At 63.8% G+C, this 19021-nt stretch carries 10 protein-coding genes; 9 read left to right on the top strand and 1 reads right to left on the bottom strand.

The features are described 5' to 3' along the window. Positions 1-4: 4 nt before the first annotated feature. Positions 5-838 (bottom strand): hypothetical protein, encoded by an 834-nt coding sequence (locus ACFTS5_RS02270; RefSeq protein ID WP_378626773.1) that lies wholly within the window; start codon positions 836-838, stop codon positions 5-7. A gap of 144 nt (positions 839-982) precedes the next feature. Here ACFTS5_RS02270 and ACFTS5_RS02275 point away from each other — a divergent pair, with 144 nt between their 5' ends. From ACFTS5_RS02275 to ACFTS5_RS02315, 9 genes are all read left to right on the top strand, one after another. Continuing rightward, complete coding sequence (locus ACFTS5_RS02275) at positions 983-2290, top strand: exonuclease SbcCD subunit D (protein ID WP_378628289.1); 1308 nt, start codon at positions 983-985, stop codon at positions 2288-2290. Continuing rightward, on the top strand, positions 2287-5466 hold the full coding sequence (locus ACFTS5_RS02280) for an AAA family ATPase (RefSeq protein WP_378628291.1): 3180 nt from the start codon (positions 2287-2289) through the stop codon (positions 5464-5466). The genes ACFTS5_RS02275 and ACFTS5_RS02280 overlap by 4 nt, the downstream gene beginning before the upstream one ends. Positions 5467-5493: 27 nt before the next feature. Beyond that, a complete protein-coding gene (locus ACFTS5_RS02285) occupies positions 5494-7059 on the top strand; it encodes a DUF2397 family protein (RefSeq protein WP_378626774.1) in 1566 nt (521 codons plus the stop codon). Further along, a complete protein-coding gene (locus ACFTS5_RS02290; protein ID WP_378626776.1) occupies positions 7056-8471 on the top strand; it encodes a DUF2398 family protein in 1416 nt (471 codons plus the stop codon). The genes ACFTS5_RS02285 and ACFTS5_RS02290 overlap by 4 nt, the downstream gene beginning before the upstream one ends. Beyond that, entirely contained in the window at positions 8472-13592 is a 5121-nt protein-coding gene (locus ACFTS5_RS02295; RefSeq protein WP_378626777.1) for an SbcC/MukB-like Walker B domain-containing protein, read from the top strand. Beyond that, positions 13589-14833 carry a TIGR02679 domain-containing protein gene (locus tag ACFTS5_RS02300; protein ID WP_378626778.1) on the top strand — a complete coding sequence of 415 codons (1245 nt, stop codon included), beginning with the start codon at positions 13589-13591 and terminating at the stop codon, positions 14831-14833. The genes ACFTS5_RS02295 and ACFTS5_RS02300 overlap by 4 nt, the downstream gene beginning before the upstream one ends. A gap of 519 nt (positions 14834-15352) precedes the next feature. Continuing rightward, complete coding sequence (locus tag ACFTS5_RS02305; RefSeq protein WP_378626779.1) at positions 15353-15967, top strand: Shedu anti-phage system protein SduA domain-containing protein; 615 nt, start codon at positions 15353-15355, stop codon at positions 15965-15967. 41 nt (positions 15968-16008) lie between these two features. After that, the gene (locus ACFTS5_RS02310; protein WP_378626780.1) at positions 16009-17181 is read left to right on the top strand and encodes a protein kinase family protein; all 1173 of its coding nucleotides are present in this window, start codon (positions 16009-16011) and stop codon (positions 17179-17181) included. 108 nt (positions 17182-17289) lie between these two features. Next, positions 17290-18495 carry a hypothetical protein gene (locus ACFTS5_RS02315; protein ID WP_378626781.1) on the top strand — a complete coding sequence of 402 codons (1206 nt, stop codon included), beginning with the start codon at positions 17290-17292 and terminating at the stop codon, positions 18493-18495. Positions 18496-19021 lie beyond the last annotated feature (526 nt).

Raw genomic sequence — 19021 nt, forward strand, 5'->3', positions numbered from 1 at the left:
AGTGTCAGGATTCGGCTTGCTTGAGCCGGATCTGTTGCAGCTGGGATCCGAACAATTGCTGCTCGTCGTTCAGTTGCCGGCGCGCACGTCGCGCCGATGTTCTTCTGGTTGTGTGGTCGGTATCGGAGTGAACCTCCAGTTCGGCCAGCGCCGCGTCGATGACTCGGTCCACGTCGTTGACGACCAAGCTTGCTTCCACCGGCATCGCGTCGGGGACGTTGGTGGCGAATCGCCACAGTAGCCGCATTGCGGCCGAGGCTGGTTCGGAACCGGCGTCTCGCATCCCGCGAATGGCTTCGGCGATCCGAATCGCACCGGTCAGGAAGTTCACACGTGGCGAGAGCGGACCGACGATGCGTTGTTCGAGTGACCATGTGCTGATCGTGAGCAATGCCCTGGCCGGCGCCAGGTGGTCGTGGTTGAGCGCGGGGCATATGTAGTACGGACGGGCGCCCGGCGCCGAGCGATAAGACCGCTCCTCGTCGCGGCGGAGGCTCGACAGCTTGGCGGCCGTCAAGTCACCCGGGAAGAATGCGTCGTGCACATCGATGATCAACTTCGGCGCGGCGGGCGTCTGGAGCAGGACTAGCGCCCGCTGAACGTGCTCGCGCGCAGGCAGCGTCATCGATGTGGGCTCGGTGGCGGTCGGCAGGCCCGGCGGCACGGCCTCCGGGTCTGGTTCGTCTGTCTCGAGCAGTGCGTCCCAAGCACGTTCCGTCCGACGAAGCTGCGCCCGGAGTTCGCTGACCCGCTCCGAGTCCCCGGCGGCCGAGGCGTCGCGGATCGCACGCCGGAGCTCGGCGATGCTCTTGTCCAACTCGTCCAGGGGATTGCTCATGCCGTCAGACTACCAGAGTTCCAGAGTTATTCCTGAAAACATCCCGTGTGTGGTGTAGTGTCGATCTCGTTCGATTCCACTCGACCGCGGCGGAGCCTCAGGGCCCGCCCGCTACCTTCACCGGAGAACCCCGTGACTGCACGCGTGTTCCATACCTCCGATTGGCATCTGGGGCGTCAGATCGGACGCCATCGGCGTGACGCAGAGTTCGATGCCGTAGTGAATGAGATCGTTGACATCTCAGCTGATTTCGCTCCCGACGTGATCGTGCACAGTGGAGACCTGTTCGACCATCGACCCGGTCTGGACGACTTCACCCGTGCCGCCGTCGCGCTTCGGCGTCTCGGCGAGATCGCGCCGGTCGTGGTCGTCGCTGGCAACCATGACAACCGGAATGTGTTGTCGTTCTTGGATTTCATGATCAGGGACGTGGGTACTCGCCCAATCGCGGAATCCCGAGTGCGATTCGCGACCGACGCCCGCCCTGGGGGGTTGTCGATCACCGAATTCCCGGCACGGGGAGGATTGACGGTTCGTGTGGGCGCGCTGCCGTACCTGCACGCGAACCGGTTCGCCTATGACTTCACCGACCCGGCGATGGCCACGGCCACCTATGCCGAACGGATGCGGGCCGTGCAGGCCGACGTCTATCGAAGCCTCGCCCGTGACCGAGGGCCGCGCGACGTCCTGGTCTACGCCGCGCACCTGTTCGTCGAAGGCGCCACGCCGTCGCATTCCGAGCGGCAGATCTCCATCGAATCGGAATTCGCTTCCAGCGCAATCAGTTTGCCGGAGGTCGACTACGGGGCGCTAGGGCACATCCACAAGCCACAGGCGATCGGCGGTGTCGGCTTCACTGCTCGCTACGCCGGCAGCCCGCTGCAGATGGACTTCGGGGAGACCCGGGACACCAAGAGCGTTGTTCTCGCCGAGATCGAGCCCGGCCGGGAACCTCGAATCCAGGTCGAGCCACTGGAATCCGGGCGCCGCCTGGTGAAGCTCGTCGGTACTCTGGACCAGATCAGGGCGGATGCGAGCCGCGTCGGCAATGCGTGGGTGAAAGTCGCTGTGCATCTGGACAGTCCGGTGTACGGGCTATCGGAGACCCTGGCCGCGATGATGCCCGAGGCGACAATCGTGGACATCGACCACCGGCGGCCGGGGAACGAAAATCAGTCTCTGGACAAGATCGTGAGCGCGGACGAACTTCCGAGTGTCGAGGAGATCCTGCGCGAGTATCTCGACACCGGCAACCGCATGGCGGGCAGCACGCTGGATCACATCATGTCCACTCTCGCCGCCATTCAAGGCGACCCAGATCCTGCCGATGGCACGAGCTGCTGCGAGGCGAACCTGCTGATCGCCGCGATCGATGGCGACACCCCACAGGCCATCGACCGCGCCGGTGTGCTGACCGCCGGGCACACCACCTCTTCGGAGGAACCGCGATGAAGCCGATCACGCTGTCCATCGAAGGATTCCGCAGCTACCCGGAGCGGGTGACCGTCGACTTTCCCGAGAAGGGTTTGATCGGCACGCTCGGTGACACCGGAGCGGGAAAGAGCAGCCTGCTCGAGGGAGTGACCTTCGCGCTGTTCAACAGGAGCTCGTGGGACGGCAGCGAGAAGAAACCCCTCATCGCCGACCAGGCTGTCGTCGGCAGCGTGGATCTGACCTTCGTGCACGGCGGCGTCCGCTGGCATGTGCACCGCACGACTCATGCCACCAACCCCAATGCCGGGCGACACCATCTGAAGAACCTCGACACCGGTGACGAGGTCGACGGCGCTACCGCAGTGACGAGACGGATCGAAAACGTCTTGCAACTGAACTGCGAGACGTTCCTTCGGGTTGGCCTGTTGCCACAAGGCAAGTTCGATCAGCTCCTCACGTCGAAGGCCAGCGACCGCAAGAAACACCTTCGCCAGCTCTTCGGCGCGGAATCGCTGGACAAGATCCACGATGTTGCCCGAGACCGGGCAGCTGAGCTAGCGAACCTTCTCGCGACAGCGATTCAGAAGCGGAAGGACATGTGGCCGGATCCATCAGGGGCCGTAGCGGAATTCGGGTCGAAGGCCTCGTCCGCGGAAGCGGTTGCGACCCGGCTGGACGTTGCTATTGCCACGATCTCCGATCTGCAGGAGAAGGTCTCGACGGCTCGTGGCGCGGCAACGGCGGCGCGTGTGGCCGCCGAGACGCTCGCCGATGGTGTAGTGCCCGAAGCGATCCCGGTACTGGACAAGCTGGAGTTGGTCGCTCATCGCGTTGCGGGACAACGAGCATCGCACGCGAGTCGCCTCGCCGAGCTCGAATCTCGTCAGCACGAACTGGCCGGCGAGATCGACCAGCGCGAGCAGGAAGAACAGGGCCTCGATTCGCTGGGCAGGGCCGAGGGGATCTTGACCCGTCTCGCGGAGCGTGCCGAGGGGCACCGCCGGGAGCGGCGGAGTCTCGGTGACCGCTCGACAGCGCTGGCAGCGGAATCCGCCCGCATTTCGGCCGATGAAGTCGAATTGCGAGAGCGGAGCGATCGCGTGCAGCCGCTCATCGATTCCGCCGCCGCGGCGACCGCGGGCGGAGACGACATCCGCAGCCTGGCGAACACCCTTCGGATGAGCATCGACTCAGCGACGAAGGCAGCCCTTCGGGTCGCCGAGACGGCGACCGCCAAGCGGGAATCGGACAACGATCTTGCGGATGCCAACCGACGGTGTGCCGACGTCACGGGGCGGCTCGTACTCGCCGATCGCGCGGTCGAGGTCGCCGAGGCGCGCCAGAGCGCCCTGGAGGCGCGGGATCGGGCCGCGCTGATCGCGGCGGACGTCCATTCCGGAGAAGATTGTCCGGTCTGTGGTCAGCAGGTGCCGGACTCGTTCGACGCGGGGGGCGGCGTGACCGAGGCTGAGATTCGAACGGTCAAGACCGAACGGCGCACTGCTGGGTCCCGGCAGAAGAAGCTCATCGACGACCTGGCCGAGTCCAAGTCCTCGGTCGCGGTCGCCGAACGAGAGCTCTCGAAGATCGAGAGGAAGCAGCACGAGGCGCAACTCGACGCCCAGCGGTCCGCTGACACAGCGCGCCTATTGTTCGACGAGTTCGCTGTCGCGGCCAGCGCATACGGCGGACAGTTCGACGCTGCCGGGATCTGGGCGGCTTTCAGCCCCAAGTTGACTCTCGCCGGTCTTCCTAACGCGTCCTCGGCGGATGGGGCTCTGACAGAGGCGGTTACCGACGCGATCAGCACGTGCGAGTCGGCAGTCGCGAGCGAGGTAAATCGCCTGCGGGACAACGCCGCACATGCCCGAGCGGGCCTCGATGCGGACCGCAAGGTGCTCGTCGATCGGCAGACGACCCATGCTGCACGGGTTGTCGAAGTCGTCGCCGCGAAGGCTCGTGAGCAAGCGGCAGTTAGTCGAACGACCGCTGACATCGACAGTCTGCCAGGTCGGTTTCGCGCCATGCTGCCGGAGGCCATGCTCGAGATCGATTCCGAGTGCGTCCGTGCCGCGGCTGCGGGGGTAGAAGCATCGAAGGCCGAGATGAAGGGCTTGGCCGAGGCCCTCGAACATGCGCGCGCCGAGGCCGCCGATCTGCTCGAAGAACGACACCGACTGGACCGGGAAGTCAGCCAGACGGTGCACGAACCGCTGTCGGGACTACGCAATGCGCTCAACAACTGGACAAACGCCCTGGGTCGCGCCGTCGACAATCTCGACAGTCGGGACCCTCGCCTTCCGCGGGCTCCCCAGGAGACCGGGATCGACGAGCTGCGGAAGTTCGTGTCGGAACTCGGTGCCACAACGGCGCTGGTCGAGTCGGAGTTGACCGCCGCGCAGGCCAACCACACTCTCGCCAGTGAGAAGGCTGTCGCGGGCATCACGGCCGAGATGGAGAAAGTGGCCGGTCTGCTCGATGTCACAGAGGAGCTCGACTGGACATCGCCGCTAGCGGTGCGCCCGCTCACTGATGCGGCGGCGTACGCGCGAAAGGACGCGGAAAAGTGGCGCGATGAACAGAGCGGTGCGGCCGCACAGATTCAGCAGGCGGCCGATCTCGATTTCGCGATCGCCGCAGGCCTCGCGCGCCAAGCGGCCCTTGAGGTCCTCAAGAAGGAATTGGTCGACGCCAGGTTTCTGGGCCACCTCACGATGTTGAACACCAAGTCACTGCTCGATATCGCCAGTTCGTTGCTCCGAGAGTTGACCGACGACCAGTTCGAATTCGCTCCCAACTGCGACATCGTCAGCCGTGGAAGCGAAGTCGTGCACGGCGCCAACCGCCTGTCCGGAGGGGAGAAATTCCTGGCTTCCTTGGCGTTGGCGTTAGCGCTGGCCGAGCTCCACTCGCTCACCGGACCTCGACTCGGATCGCTGTTCCTCGACGAAGGGTTCGCGACCTTGGACACCAAAGCGCTGCATTCGGCTCTCGAAGTGCTGCGAACCCAGACCGGCGGGGACCGCATCGTGATGGTGATCAGCCATCTGCACGCGGTCGCGGAAGCCGTCGACGACGTGTTGTGGATCGAGCGGCCGACGGGTGGAAGCTCGACGGCGAGGTGGCTCTCCGTCGACGAGCGCGAAGCACTCATCAACGCTGATCTCGCCAGCGGCCTGCAATCGCTGACGTGACAATCGAAAGCCAGGCGGGAGAAACACATGGACAAGCTGAGCTGGTGGCGCAACGTGGTGCCCGGAGATTGGGCGGTGTTCGCCACCACGGAAGACCTCCATCGCGAGCGATACTCGGCGCTGTTGGCAGCGCTCGAGGAATTGAGCACTCGCGGTCCGCGGTCGACCTTCGCTGAAATCACCGAACGGCTCCGGGCGATCGGTTTTCACGATTCGATCACCGACGCCGAGCTAAGGGCGTTGCTCGACCGGCTCTCCCACTGGGGGCTGGCCGAACCCTTCCGTGACTTCGCGGCACCTATTCGCAGCTATCAGGGTGTGCTCAGCAGGCAGGAAGCATGGGCTCTGACCCGCCGAGGTCGCGCGGTGGTCGCCGCGGTGCGATCGGCGGTGACTTCAGCGGACCGGGCGTTGCAGTTGCCGGCTCGGCTCCTCGACAGTGTCGAGCAAACCGTGCGGACCCTGGTGGAGCATGTCCGTGATCCTGCATACCACGGTCTGCTCATCGCTGACTTGGCGGATATCGGAACTCGCATTGCCGAACTGCAGCGGGTCACCGCCGACTTCTACGAAGCGCTCGGCCAACTGGTGCAGGCCGACGTCACCAAGGACGAGGTCTTCGACAGCAGTAGGGACCGGGTCATCGAGGCGCTCAGGCAGTTCGCGCGGGAGTACGACCGTGGACTGGTGCGGGTCGACGCGGCATTGAAGGAGTTGGCGGCCACCGGTCACCAGCACGCCGTGGAGTGCGCTGTGGCGCACGCCGGGCTGCTGGAGCCGCAGGCACAGCAGCGGTGGGTAACCGATCGGGTGTCCCTGCTGTCCGCGCTGGCCGCCTGGTTCAGTTCGGCGGGCAGCGTGCCCAGGCTCATCGAATCGGCCTACGGTGCGGTGAACACCCTCCTCAACGCCGTGGATCGACGCTACAACGCGCGACTGCGTGGGTCGGATCTGTCGCTGGACTTCCGCATCATCGCCCAGTCGCTTCATCTGCAGGCTGACGACCAGAGCGCCCAGCGCGTGTACGCCGCCGCGTTCGGCGACTGGCCGGCCTGGCATATTGTCGCCGGACCTCGACAGGAGGATGCCGATCACGCCACCACCGCGGCGGCGGGCGCGATGCCGTTCGTAGTGGAGCTGACACTGCGCGAGCACGAGCGGCACGGTCCGGTCGGTGGTCGGCCGAGGAAGGTCGCCGACGCCAGCGCGCAACGGCAGCAGGCAGTCTCGCAGGCGCGGGCTGCGGCGCGGCACCGCCGACGCTGTGCCGATGCGCTGGTGACTCTGGGGGAGGTGGGCCTCGACCACTTCGAAGGACTGGACGGGGAGACCGCCGCGGTTCTGTTCGATGCGATTCAGTTGGCGTTGGACATGATCGACCCGGCAACCGGCGTAGGCCATGTCGAAGCGTTCGACGCCGGCGTTCTGGTCAGCGTGCGAATGGTCGAGCGCAACCAACGAATCCGCGTGCGGCTCGACGAAGGTGACCTAGAAGGACCCGAGATCCGGGTCACGGTCGAATTCGCGGGAGGGACGCCGTCGCCGAGCGTGGTTCTGCCCGAGTCGGACACCGTGGGCTCGGGTGTGGCATGAGACAGGATTCGATGCTCGACCCCGACCTCGCCGACGCTGCCCGGCGCCTGATAGCTCAAGCTCGGCTGCTGGCCGAACGGGAACCCGAACTCTATCGAGCCGCGGTCCGTGGCCGGGCGGAGCTGGCACGGTTCTTCGCTGCCGAACTCGGATGGCTGCTGGTCGTGGTCGAACCGGGTGACATGGTTCGGTTGCACAAGCGTCGGCACGACGTGCCCTGCGAACGGGCGCCGCGGGTGCGGCGGTCCGGCCGCGAACAGACCCCCGCACCCCGTCTCGTCCTGGTGATGGCGGCATTGGTCTGCGAACAACTGTGGCGCCGACCACGAATGACACTGAACGATCTGATGCAGGCCGTCGCACACGTGTGCGCGACCGACAGCGAACGTGGTGTGTTGCCGCGGTTCGTCGTGGTGGCAGGTGAGGGTGTGACGAAGCGTGAAGCACAGGCGAACCGGCACAGCCTGGTCGACGCGCTGCGGCTGTTGGAGGCTGAGGGAACGATCACCGTGGACGGGGACCTGGATCAAGCCGCGACCGGTGCTGGCGACGGAATCGTCACCGCCTCCCGGGACCGGCTCGCGGCCAAGTTCTCCTCGCTCTCGCCCTCGCTGCTCAAGCTGTCACAGCTGCCACCCGACAAGCACGCCGAAGCCTTGACCGCGGATCAGCTCGTCGAGGAGTCCGGCCCGGATGAGTCGACGAGCGAGAGCGCTGACGGTACCACGGACCCCGCTCGGCAGTCCGGTACGGATGATCGGCTGACGTCCAGTGCGCGGGGTGTCAGGGCGGACACCACACGCCGACGTCAGCGGGCGATCCGCAGACTGGTGGACGATCCGGGAACGGATCCGCGTTCGGATGAATATCTGCAGACTTCGACCGGACGTAATCGTGCACTCAATGTCTTGCACGCGCTGGGGCTGGTTGCGACCGTTCGGCGCGACTGGTGGCAGGTCACCGACCCGTCCGGTTTCGGCAGCGCACTGGACTTCCCGAACGGTCGGCGCAGTGAACGGCAGGCGGCCCTGGCGCTGCTGGGTCACCTCTGTGGACGTGACCTCGACGACGACGGGCGGGAACGTCCCGTGTCGGCCGAGGAGATCGGGCAGCTCTTCGCTCAGGTCCGTACGCGGCTGCCGCGCTGGGCCGCAGCCTATGACCAGCGACTGCCGGCATTGGCGAGCGCGGCAGCCGACGAACTGGTCGACGCCGGACTCCTGACCGAAATCCCTGCTGGCGATGAGGCTTTCGATGATCGAGCGGTGCGGTGGTGGCTGCCAACCCCGGCGGTGCGGATGTGGCGAATCAAGATCGCGGACCGGGTCCCCGAGGTAGGCGATGACCCACTCGGCAACACGGCCGACGCACCCCCGATGTCTCTGTTCGATGATGCCGAAGGAGCAATTTAGTTGTCCAAGAATACTTTTCACGACTCCGTTCAGCTCGAAGTCCGGGCCGTGGCTGAGGGTAGGGAGTCGCCGATCGACACGCCGGTGTCTCACGGTGTTCCCGGCGGCACCGGTCGCTGGCAGCCAACCCGCGCCGGGGTCGTCAATAGTTGGAAATGGACCGATGAGGAGTTCCGGTTCGCGGACGGCTGGCTCGCATTCGTCGGCCGCAACGGGTCGGGAAAATCCTTGACGGCCTCTCAGTTGATCACTGTCTTGCTCGATGGCGATACATCGCAGACGGCTCTGGGCGTCTCAGGACGTGCGTCGGGAACCCTGCTGGGTCGGCACACCGACAATCGTGACAAGGAGGACAAAACTGGAGTGTGGTGGCTGGAATTCGGTCGGACGGACCCAGTTACCGGCCGGACCGAGTTCGTGAGTGTCGGTCTATGGCTCCGATCTTCGGGTCAGTCCTTGTTGCGTGCGTTCTTCCTGGCCACCGCCAGAGTGGGTGAGGAGCTTGTTCTGCAGACCGACCGCAATCCGGTCGACATCGGCGGTCTGGCCGAACAGCTCTCCTGTTGCGAGGGTGAACTGTTCACCGACTCACCACGTCTCAAGCCGAAGGCCGCTGCCCATCTGAACGCGATCGGCCCTGAATCTGGCTATCGTGCCGCCGTTCGCACCAGGTTGTTCGCCCCGCTTGACGAACTGCAGTACGACGCATTACTCAGCGTCCTGCGGACGTTGCGTAGTGTTCGGACTGCGGAGAAGATCTCCGCCCGTGACATGCTTGAGGTGCTCACGGGCGCGATGCCTGCCCTCGACCAGGCGAAACTGAGCGATATCGCCTCGGCCATGCAGCGGATCGCGACGCTGGAACGCGAACTCGCCGATACCAGGGAACAGTCGAAGAAGCTTGAGGCGACCGACCGGGTGTACGAGTTGTACCGGCGTGCGGTCACCTTGACAACGGCCGCAGAGCTGCGGGCTGCGAATGCCGAGTTGGAGCGCCTCAGCCGCCTGCAGAAGTCAGCGGAGAGCGAACTCGACGAATCGCGGTCGATCACCACGACACAGCGGGAGGCATTGGCGCAGGCCAGAATCGAAGTCTCCCAGCTCGAGGGCAAAGTACTCGGCGCCGAGGCAGCGCTACGCGACCATGCCGGTGCCGAACTACCACTGCATGAAAAGCGCGCCGAGGACCTCAAGGCGACAGCCGAATCGGAGGAGGAGCACGCCGCGGAAGGACTGAGGGACGCGGCGGCTGCACGAACCGCCGCCGAGACCGCGGAATCGGCGGCGATCGAGGCACAACAGAGCCTGGCGAACGCCGTGCGGGAGCTCTCTCGGACCGGCGCGAGCGTCGATGCCGACGGCGTTCTGACGAAGCTGGCCTCCACAGCCGTGGCAGTGACCCGTCAGGATCAGCTGCATCCCGACGCCAGCCCGCTCGATCTCGACATCGATGAGCTCGCCGCCACTCCGCACGCGTGGGTGGAAATGCGCCGGCACAACGTCAGTGACGCGCAGATCGCTCTAGCCGGCATGGATGCCGCGAATCAAGCGGCGATCGGCGCGGCAGCCGAACACCGCGCCGCAGTCGAGGAGGCCGAGCGTCGCGCGGCAGCATTGACTGACAGCGCGTCCGCGCGCAGCTCTGTCGAGCAGCAGCTGGAGGCCGCGATCATCGAGTGGCAGAAGCTGTCGGAGTTCTTCGCACCGGTTCCGGAAGCTGTTCTTGAGGCTGATCAGATCGACGGCAGAGTCGACCCACAACGAATCAGCCGATGGCTCGACCAGGAGGTCGCCGCGATTCGGGATCGTCTCGATGTACCTGGGCTCCGGATACGAAGGGAGTCGGCCGATTCCGCAGCGAACCAGGCCACCGCATTCGCCGCAGAGCAGCGGGAGGCTGCTGTCGATGCGGCGACAGAGGCGGAGCGGGTACAAGGTCGATACGACGAGCAGTGCCAGCGCGACGCGATCAAGGACGCCGAGGACGCGGACATCGAACGCGCAGCCGAAAACGAACACGATCGGCTGGTCGATACCGCACACGAGCAACGAAACCTAGCCCTGTCCGATCAGCTCGACCGCACCGAGGCAGCACTGCGAGCCATCGACCGCTGGACGGATGGCATCCGGCACTGGCGGTCCGGCCTGCACCATCTCGATGGCACCGGAATCGTCGCACCACAGCTGTCCAACGGTGGAGCGCAACAGCTGATTTCCACCTTGTCCGCCGCCCGCGCGGCGGCCGGAGGCGGCCGGTTGGATCGCACCACCCCCGCGGTCACCGTCGCGGATCAGTTGCTCGCAACTCTTGCCGGCTATGACCCCGAGCCCCTACGAAGTGCTCTGGCCACGGAATCTCAGCGTACTCTCGCCCGGCTGGACCGCAACATTGTCGAGGCCGAAAGGACTGCTGCCGAGAGTCGCAAGCGCGTCGAGAAGACAGTCGCCGAACTCGCCGAAGCCAGGCGAGCGCCGCTGCCGCCGCAACAACCGGATTGGCGGACCCGCACGGACGGTAGTCCTCTGTGGTCGCTGGTCGATTTCCGTGAGGATGTGCCCGCAGACACTCGGAATCGCTGTGAGGGTGCCCTTTTGGTCGCCGGGATTCTGGATGCGGTTGTCACAGCGGACGGGCGCGCGCGTGTCGGTGACACTGTACTGACCGGAACGGTAGCGGCTAACGGCCCGAGTGCGGCCGATCTCCTGACCGTCGAGCCGGACAGCCCGATAGGCGCTGCGCGAACACTGGCACTGCTGCGCAGCATCTCCGTTGAGGACTCCCCGAGCGGCACCACCGTTCGGACCGGCGTACTGACCGCCACCGCGCCGGCGGACTACGTCTGCCGCTACATCGGTACGACGGCGCGGGAGCGAGACCGCGCCGAGCGAGTAGCGCTACTGGCAGCCCAGCTCGAACAGGACAATGCCGAGCTGAACGCTGCCGAACTCGACCTAAATCAGCGGACGACGGCGCTGGCCGAGGCGACCGCCGAGGTGGACGCGGTGCCCTCACCCGGACTCTGGCAAGCGGCGCGCGCGGAAGCACACGCTGCGCAGCGTGCTGCGCAGGACGCCGATCGTATGGCAACGCAACGTCAGGCGAACGCGGCTGCCGAGCTGCGGTCGGTCCGCGATCGCCTCGCGGCAGCTCGGCAGGCTCGAGCAACCGCACTGGCGGAGATCGACAGCGAGCTGAACAAGACCAGGGCGTTGGCTCGACAGGCTGAGGCCGCCGCGGCCGCGGCAACGGACAAGGCCGAGGAGGCCGCCAACACAGCGGTTCTCGTTGCGGCCCGCTTGGAGACGGCGATCGCGGCACAATCCCGCGCCGACCACGAGCGGCAGAAATTCCCCTCGCTGGAAGCCCTGTTCGCCGCCATTGCGGAAGAAGACGACGCAACCCAGCTCTCCACGGCCGCCGGTGCGGAGGTCGTGAAGACCGCCGAAGACGTGCGCAAGGCACAGGGCACATCCGAGCGAGCGCTCGATGCTCTGAACCGAGCGGTGAATCTAGGCAACGGACGGACTCTGCCGACGGAGCCTACTGCTCTGCGGAGCTTCTCCGGTTCACTCGATCAGCTTCTCGACCAGGTGCACTCGTGGAAGCGAAGCATGGACCGCGCCGTCGATCTGTGCGCCGGCGCTCGTTCTACTACCGCCATCTCGATCGAACGGCACAAGCGCGCGGAACGCTTGGTGCAGCAAGCGGACGCGGCCCGAGCAGACGCAATCACGGCAGCCGAACACGTCAGGGAGCAGCGTGAACTCTACGGCGTCGAATACGCGAACCTCATGGAGAGAAAGACACAGGCAGCGAACGATCTCGCGGCTGTGAAAGGGAACGCCGAGGACATCCGCAGTCGGATCCAGCAAGCGGAGATCGTAGCGGCAGGCGCTCGTAGCACCCTGGCGAACATCGCGCCGCAACGCGAACAAGCCGAGTCGGGACGTGAGCGGTGTGTTCGGCAGATGAGCCGTCTCGTTGACGAGTCGATCGCAGTTGTCGACAACGGCATCGTGGTGGACGAGGCCGGGCGGCCGGCCAATCTCACTGCGGCGCTGACCTGGAGTGCCCGCATACTCGCGACCGAAGGACGCAGCTACCAGCGTGAGGAGTTGGCCAAGCTACTTGAGACGCGGCGCAGTCGCCTCGAAGCCGAGGCGAAGAAGACCAGCTCCGAGCTCGTCCGATTCGATCGGCAGATCACACTGCAGACCATCCACGGAACCGATTGGCGTCGAGCCGTCGTCGCTGCTCCCGAAGCCCTACTCGGTGAGGATCTGCACGAAACAGTGACCGAACTGCGGCAGACCGCTGAACAGCTTGAACGAGATCTTCGCGATGATGTGAAGGAAACGCTGAAGACCAGCATGTTCACCGCGCTCCGTCGGGAGATCGCCACTCGTCGAGAGGCCGCGCGGGAGCTGGTCCGACAGATTCGCGCGACTCTGGGAGGCGTGCGAACAGGTGTGGCGAGGGTCGGTGTGGAAGTCGACTGGAAGGTCAAGCGTGATCCCGACGCGCAGAAGATGATCGAGCTGGTCAGCGCGTTGCCGTCCGACGAGACCTTCCAACAGATGTACGACGTGCTCCACCAACGGCTCGAAGAAGCGACCGGCGACACCTGGGAGGCCAGGGTCGCGCACACCTTCGACTACCGCGCCTGGCACGAATGGGATATCAAAGTTACCCACGCTTCCTTCGGTGACGGCACCACCGAGGTATTCCGGCCTCTGACAACGCGATCGAACCCACTTGCTTCTTTCAGCACGGGCGAAATGCGTCTGGCGACAATGCTTCCCCTGCTCGCTGCCGCCTGGTCGATGTACGAAACGCCTGGGTATCACGGTCCGCGGCTGTTGTTCGTGGACGAGGTGAATGCCGCCTTCGATCCGCAGAACGTTCGCAAATTGCTTGCGCTGCTGCGTACGTGGCGCTTCGATGTACTGTCCACAGCCCCGGAGATGAGCGCGATGCTCAAGGCCGAAGCGGAGCGGGTGATGATCGTTCAGGTCACCCAATCCGGTGACGTGGGGGTCGCGGTGTCATGGTTGTGGACCGGATCCGGGCAACCTGTGCTTCTCATGGACGGCGCTGGACGAGGGGCGGGTGCAGCGTGACGGAATCCGCTGCCGCCGAGACCATTCGGGCGCTCGCGACGGACACGGACTTGCTGGCAGTGTGGCAAGCTGTTCACGAACGCCTGTGCGCCGGAATAGAACCTGCTCGCCTCGCGACAGTGACCGTGGCCGATCTGCCAGCTGGGGGCATTGCGGTCTTGAGGTCTTGGCTGGATACGAGTACGCGCCGGCGGCGCGGCGGGTCGGCGGTATCGGTCGCCGGTGTACGGACGCGAGTGCCGTTGCGGGAATTGCTGATCCATCACGGCCTGGCGCCGGAGCGGCTTACCGAGATCGCTGAGCTGGCCGTGGGAAAGCCGCTCGAAAATCGGGCCCGAGCCAGGGAAGTGGGTACCGCTGCGCGAGAGAAGCTCTGGGCTGAGGTGGCATCCGAGCTGACTGCCGTTCCGCTTCTGGCACGCCGGATCAGCGCGAACGGCGTCAGCGAGTCCGACATCGGGGCGATCGCGCTGCAAGCCCACCAACTCGGCTCTGCGTTGACAACGATCAAGAGGTGGTGCGAGGAGGGCGGTCCGCCAGTGACGTTGGCGAAGCTCGCGCACGACTGCGCGCGCGATCCGCACGCCTTCGACCTGGATACTCTCACCGGACGCCGCTTGGCGGAGGGGATCGCGGAGCTTCTCGGTGAGCCACTTCCGGCCCGACCCGATCTGGTGCGTGCACTGCTAGCCAGAGCGGGTGTTCTCGCGGATAGGCTCTCCTCCGCTGTGGTGGTGCTCAATGTCGAGGCGTCTGGGAGCGGAGCTGTCGACCAACGGCTGCGGCTGGGCGGCGGGCCGATGCCGTTGACGCTCTATGACCTCACGGTGCATCCGCCGACCCTTCGAGCTTCTTCGCTACTCGTGGTGGAAAATCCTTCGGTGCTTGAGGCGGCAATGGCGGCTGGATTCAGTGGTTCGCTAGCATGTACCAGTGGGCACTTGCGGGCGGTGGATCACGCATTCTTGCAGCGCGCAGTTGACTGTGGGGTCCAGCTGTCGTACGCGGGCGACCTGGACCGGGACGGACTGATCATCGCGCACCAGGTTCGAGATCTCTACGGAGTCCGTATCGTCGGTATGAACAGTGAGGTCGTCCGCCGAAGCGGAATCCGGCCGTCGGCGGTACCGCTGGGTGTGTTGCCGGAGACAACGTCCGCCGATCTGGCAACGGCGTTGTCCGAGGCCGGGGCTGTTGTCTTTCAGGAGAATGACGCGGTCCTGAACGTGTTGTTCAGTTGATGGGCGGCTGCGGCATGATCGACCTGTGACTTCAGCACGCTCTGCGCCTACACGATTCGCGAACTCGGCAAATTCGAGGGCGGCCTGAACCGACCCGGTGAGTCCGGAGACTTGGCTGAGCTATGACTCGCTCGGTGCTGAGTCGCGGGCCTGGCATGCCCGGTCGCAGAGACGCGGTGCCGATCGACGTATCGAAACGTGCTGTGTCCGTGCGGATTGGCTCTGATCCCGCGGTGATGAGCACAATGTGCCGAGCGTGAGTCGACAGCGATGGCGTGAGAAACTCAGGGGGTGATCGAGCCCCTCCCGAAGTGCCTGTACTCCGATCGTGTCTGTGCTCCTGAGATCCCGAGTATCGGGTGTGCGGGCTTGTTCGGCGCTGCCGAGTGCCGACCTGGCCGTGCCGCAGCCTCTGATCGCGCCAATGAGTTTCGAAGCAGGTTCCTGGGCGGCGGTGACAACGGGTTGCTCTCGCTGACGCAGTTGGCTGCTGGAGCCGGGAGGTATCAGGCGGCGAGGATGGCGGAAGACCCGAATGCGGCGTTCTATGTTGCTGGAACCCACATTGATCCTGACGTCGCGGTGGGGCTCAGGGAGGCTGTCGACGGGGCGAACGACGAACGACCGGTTCAGTCGTTCCTGGAAGACCACCCGCAGATTCTGGCGAGGTTGCTCACTGGCGGGCATGGCCGATGGGTCATACCTCAGAAGCGACTGTCGGGGGAGTACATCCCCGACTTTGTCATCGGCGAGCGATCGAGCATCGGATTCGAGTGGCACATGATCGAGCTGGAGAGTCCGGCCGCACCGATCTTCACCAAGTCGTACGGCCAAAGTCAGCAGCTGCGGAAAGGTATTGACCAGGTTCGGGATTGGCGCCGGTGGATCAGTAACAACCAAGACAAAGCACGACGGCCGCGAGCTGAGCACGGCGAAGGACTGACCGACATCAACGGCAACGTGCCTGCTTTCGTCTTCATCGGGCGCGACACTGATCGCACCGACGAAGCCAGCCAACGCCTGCGCCAAATCATGGATGAGCTCAGAGTCCAGATCAGGAGCTACGACTGGCTGATCCGGATGTCGAGTTCGGCCGCTGGCTTGCCGGCGTACCGGCGAAGTGAGCTCGACTGAGCCAATTCCACCAATCTGGATGAGGGAAGGACCATCGGGACGTGGTTGATCCTGTGGAGTTGATGCTGGCCGACCTTGCGGACGCATACGCGAAAGAACCTGCGTCGACTGCCTTTATGCGTCTGTATGCAGATGACGAGCGTTTCGGGCACGTGTTCGCGAGCTTGCACGAGCAGCTGAATGAGCACTTCACGGCGATCAATGACAGAGCGAGGTCCACTCGCCATTACTGGGCCGACAACAGTCGTGCGCTGATCGCGCTCCTCAACGAACTCGGTGAGACGATGGGCACACTGCGCCGAGCCGGGCTCGACGTGCTCTTGCTCGACGACTACACCACAGCGGTAGGACGATGCCAGCCATGGCTCTCGTCGGGCGGGGGCAGCCAAGTGCCCGAGGACTTCGAGCCGATTGAGATCGTCAAGTATGAGCCGGTATTCTTGCGATCCGATACAACGGTGAGACTTCCGAAGCAGAGTGCGGTAGCGAAGCTTCAGTTGATCGGCGAAGGGTCCTACGCCCATGTCTTCTCGTACGTCGATCCCGAATACGGCATTAAAATAGCGGTCAAGCGAGCGAAGAAGGGGCTCGATGAGCGGGAGCTACACCGATTCAGAGAAGAATTCAACGTCTTGAAACGCCTTAGCTACCCGTACGTGGTTCAGGTTTTCCGGTATGGTGAAGATCGCGATGAGTACCGGATGGAATTCTGCGAAGAGACATTGCGGAACTACATCGGCAGGCGAAATAAGAAGCTGAAACTCGCTACCCGGAAGCGGATTGCGCTGCAATTTCTCTACGGGATGAGCTACATTCACAGCCAGAACTTGCTACACCGCGATGTCAGTCTTCAGAACGTTCTTCTGAAGGTTTACGAGAGCAATGCCGTCCAAGTTAAACTCTCGGATTTCGGGCTGGTTAAAGATAGCGCATCGGAATTTACGCGAACGCATACGGAGATGCGTGGAACGATACGCGATCCCTGGCTAACGAGTTTCAAGGAATATAAACTTGAAAATGAAGTGTACTCGATCGGCTGGGTATTGGCATACATCTTCAGCGGCAGGGAGTCGCTCCCGAAACCTGGCGACGCCGTGAGCAAGATCGTGCTGAGGTGCATGTCCAATGATCTCAGTCGGCGGTACCGTGATGTCGGAGCGATCATCGCCGACGTTGAACGGCTCGATCTCCTCCCCGGCGACGCCAAACTTTGATTCCACCGGCTTCGTCTCGCGATCAGGGCGGCACCGACATTCATAGCAAGAACCACCCGCTGTTTTCACGCAGAGTAGGTCGCGAGTCGTACTAGACGGAGGAGGAATATGTCGCATCCCGACGAACTCGCTCAGGCAATCCAATCGCTTCACTCCCGGCAGTTGCGTGACTTCGGGCCACCCGCCGCTGAGTCGGAAGCTTTGCTTGGCGAGTTGACCCATCGGCTAGCAACTACTTACGCAGTTATGGGCGATCTGCTTTACCTGGCGTTAGTTAGTCGAGGCGCGATCGATATGCCGGTGCTCGAGAAGGAATTTTGGGAACTAGAATTTTGCTACAAGACATTCCCGTGCCAGCTGCGTCATGCCCGAACCGGGGTCAAGCTGTCGATATTTCTGGAGCGAGATATGCTCGCTGGCCCCCTACCGTACGCTCTCGCCAAGGAAATCGAGACCAAGCTTGGTAGCGCGGTGAAGTACCTCCAAATCAAAGTTGTCGAACCGGGAATCGCCAGGAAAAAGGCAGACAATAATGTTCGGATAGTGAATCAGCACGATCGCTATACTGGCTACGTCTCCTACTTCAGAGTAAAGCTCGACCAGGCGCTATGCGCGATCGATCATCTAGCTGAAGTTTCGCCGACAACGAGTGCTCAAGGGGTTGAATCCAATCTTAAAGATGACTTGATGGGGGTAGCGGGCCTCGTTGGGTCTGAGCCTGATCGGCGGCACGAAGTTGCCTATCTCGCTACCGCGTTGCTCGCGGGCTACTTTTCGTTAGTGCACCATCGACTGGTGCTGCTCACTGGGTTCTCGCCAGAAGCTATTGCGAGCGACTTTTCAGTCGAGGAACTTGTCAGGAAAGAATGGTGGAAGCAGTTCGAGCTGGCGACATCTGGGAGGCGGGAACCGCGAGACCAGACTGCGCTCAGCGACCTGCACTACCTTGCCAAGGAGTACCGCAATACCTTGCTTCATGGCGGTGGCGGCCGACTGGCCGACGGAATGTTCGTCGAATGGGCGAATGACTACCACTCGATCGAGACCGAGCGAGGTGTGTTTACTGATCAATTTATGCTCTGGCAGCCCGCCCTGACTGCTGATGAAGCACGGGACATTACGGCGAAGATGGACCGGATCGACGCTTGGTTCCGATCTCTGCCATATTTTCCTTGGGTTGAAGCGGGCTTGCCAGTGAGCTTTGCGCGGAGCGCGGTCGAACTCGCGTTGGAGCACCTGAGTAGCGGAACAGTCGCGGAATACATAGAGCGAGAAGACATCAGGTTCGAGATGGGCATAAACGGTGAAATCTAGCGAGCGCGCTCGACAGGCCCGCCGGGATTTGATGGCCGTCGCGATCGCTATTGCCTGCCCGCTCCGCGCGGTGCATCGATGCTCGGCAACTTCAGCCGACGAACTGGCGTATATCGGCGTGATCGCGTGACGTAATACGTTGTATCCCAACATATTCCGACGGATCGACCACATCGCTGCGTTAATGTCTTCGATTGCCTTCCGGATCTGCTCTCGGAACTCTCCGTTGAGGCCAGCCGCGAGAACTCAACGACCGCGGAGGGCAGGTAGACGTAGCCAGCTCTCGTGCCACGCTTCTGGCGGTTGCGGCGCTCTTAGCCTGGGCGGAGTCGCGGCCGTGCGTTCGCCGGCCACCACCGTCGGGAATGCACCCGACCTTCTTCACGACGACATGGAACATGTATCCAGGCCTCTGGGCCACGACCTGGCGTGGTGTCGATTGTTCCCACCGGTCGGGTCGATGAACCGGCGTCGGTTCAGGCCCAGGTTCTGCAACTGCCTGTCACAGTCCTGACCGCGGTATCGG

The organism is Nocardia sp. NPDC056952, from assembly GCF_042674185.1.
Classification (GTDB): Bacteria; Actinomycetota; Actinomycetes; order Mycobacteriales; family Mycobacteriaceae; genus Nocardia.

What these genes read in the sequence shown, in the direction of transcription:
- ACFTS5_RS02270 (WP_378626773.1), bottom strand. Translation starts at nt 838, where the DNA reads ATGAGCAATCCCCTGGACGAGTTGGACAAGAGCATCGCCGAGCTCCGG.
- ACFTS5_RS02280 (WP_378628291.1), top strand. Translation starts at nt 2,287, where the DNA reads ATGAAGCCGATCACGCTGTCCATCGAAGGATTCCGCAGCTACCCGGAG.
- ACFTS5_RS02285 (WP_378626774.1), top strand. Translation starts at nt 5,494, where the DNA reads ATGGACAAGCTGAGCTGGTGGCGCAACGTGGTGCCCGGAGATTGGGCG.
- ACFTS5_RS02290 (WP_378626776.1), top strand. Translation starts at nt 7,056, where the DNA reads ATGAGACAGGATTCGATGCTCGACCCCGACCTCGCCGACGCTGCCCGG.
- ACFTS5_RS02305 (WP_378626779.1), top strand. Translation starts at nt 15,353, where the DNA reads ATGGCGGAAGACCCGAATGCGGCGTTCTATGTTGCTGGAACCCACATT.
- ACFTS5_RS02315 (WP_378626781.1), top strand. Translation starts at nt 17,290, where the DNA reads ATGTCGCATCCCGACGAACTCGCTCAGGCAATCCAATCGCTTCACTCC.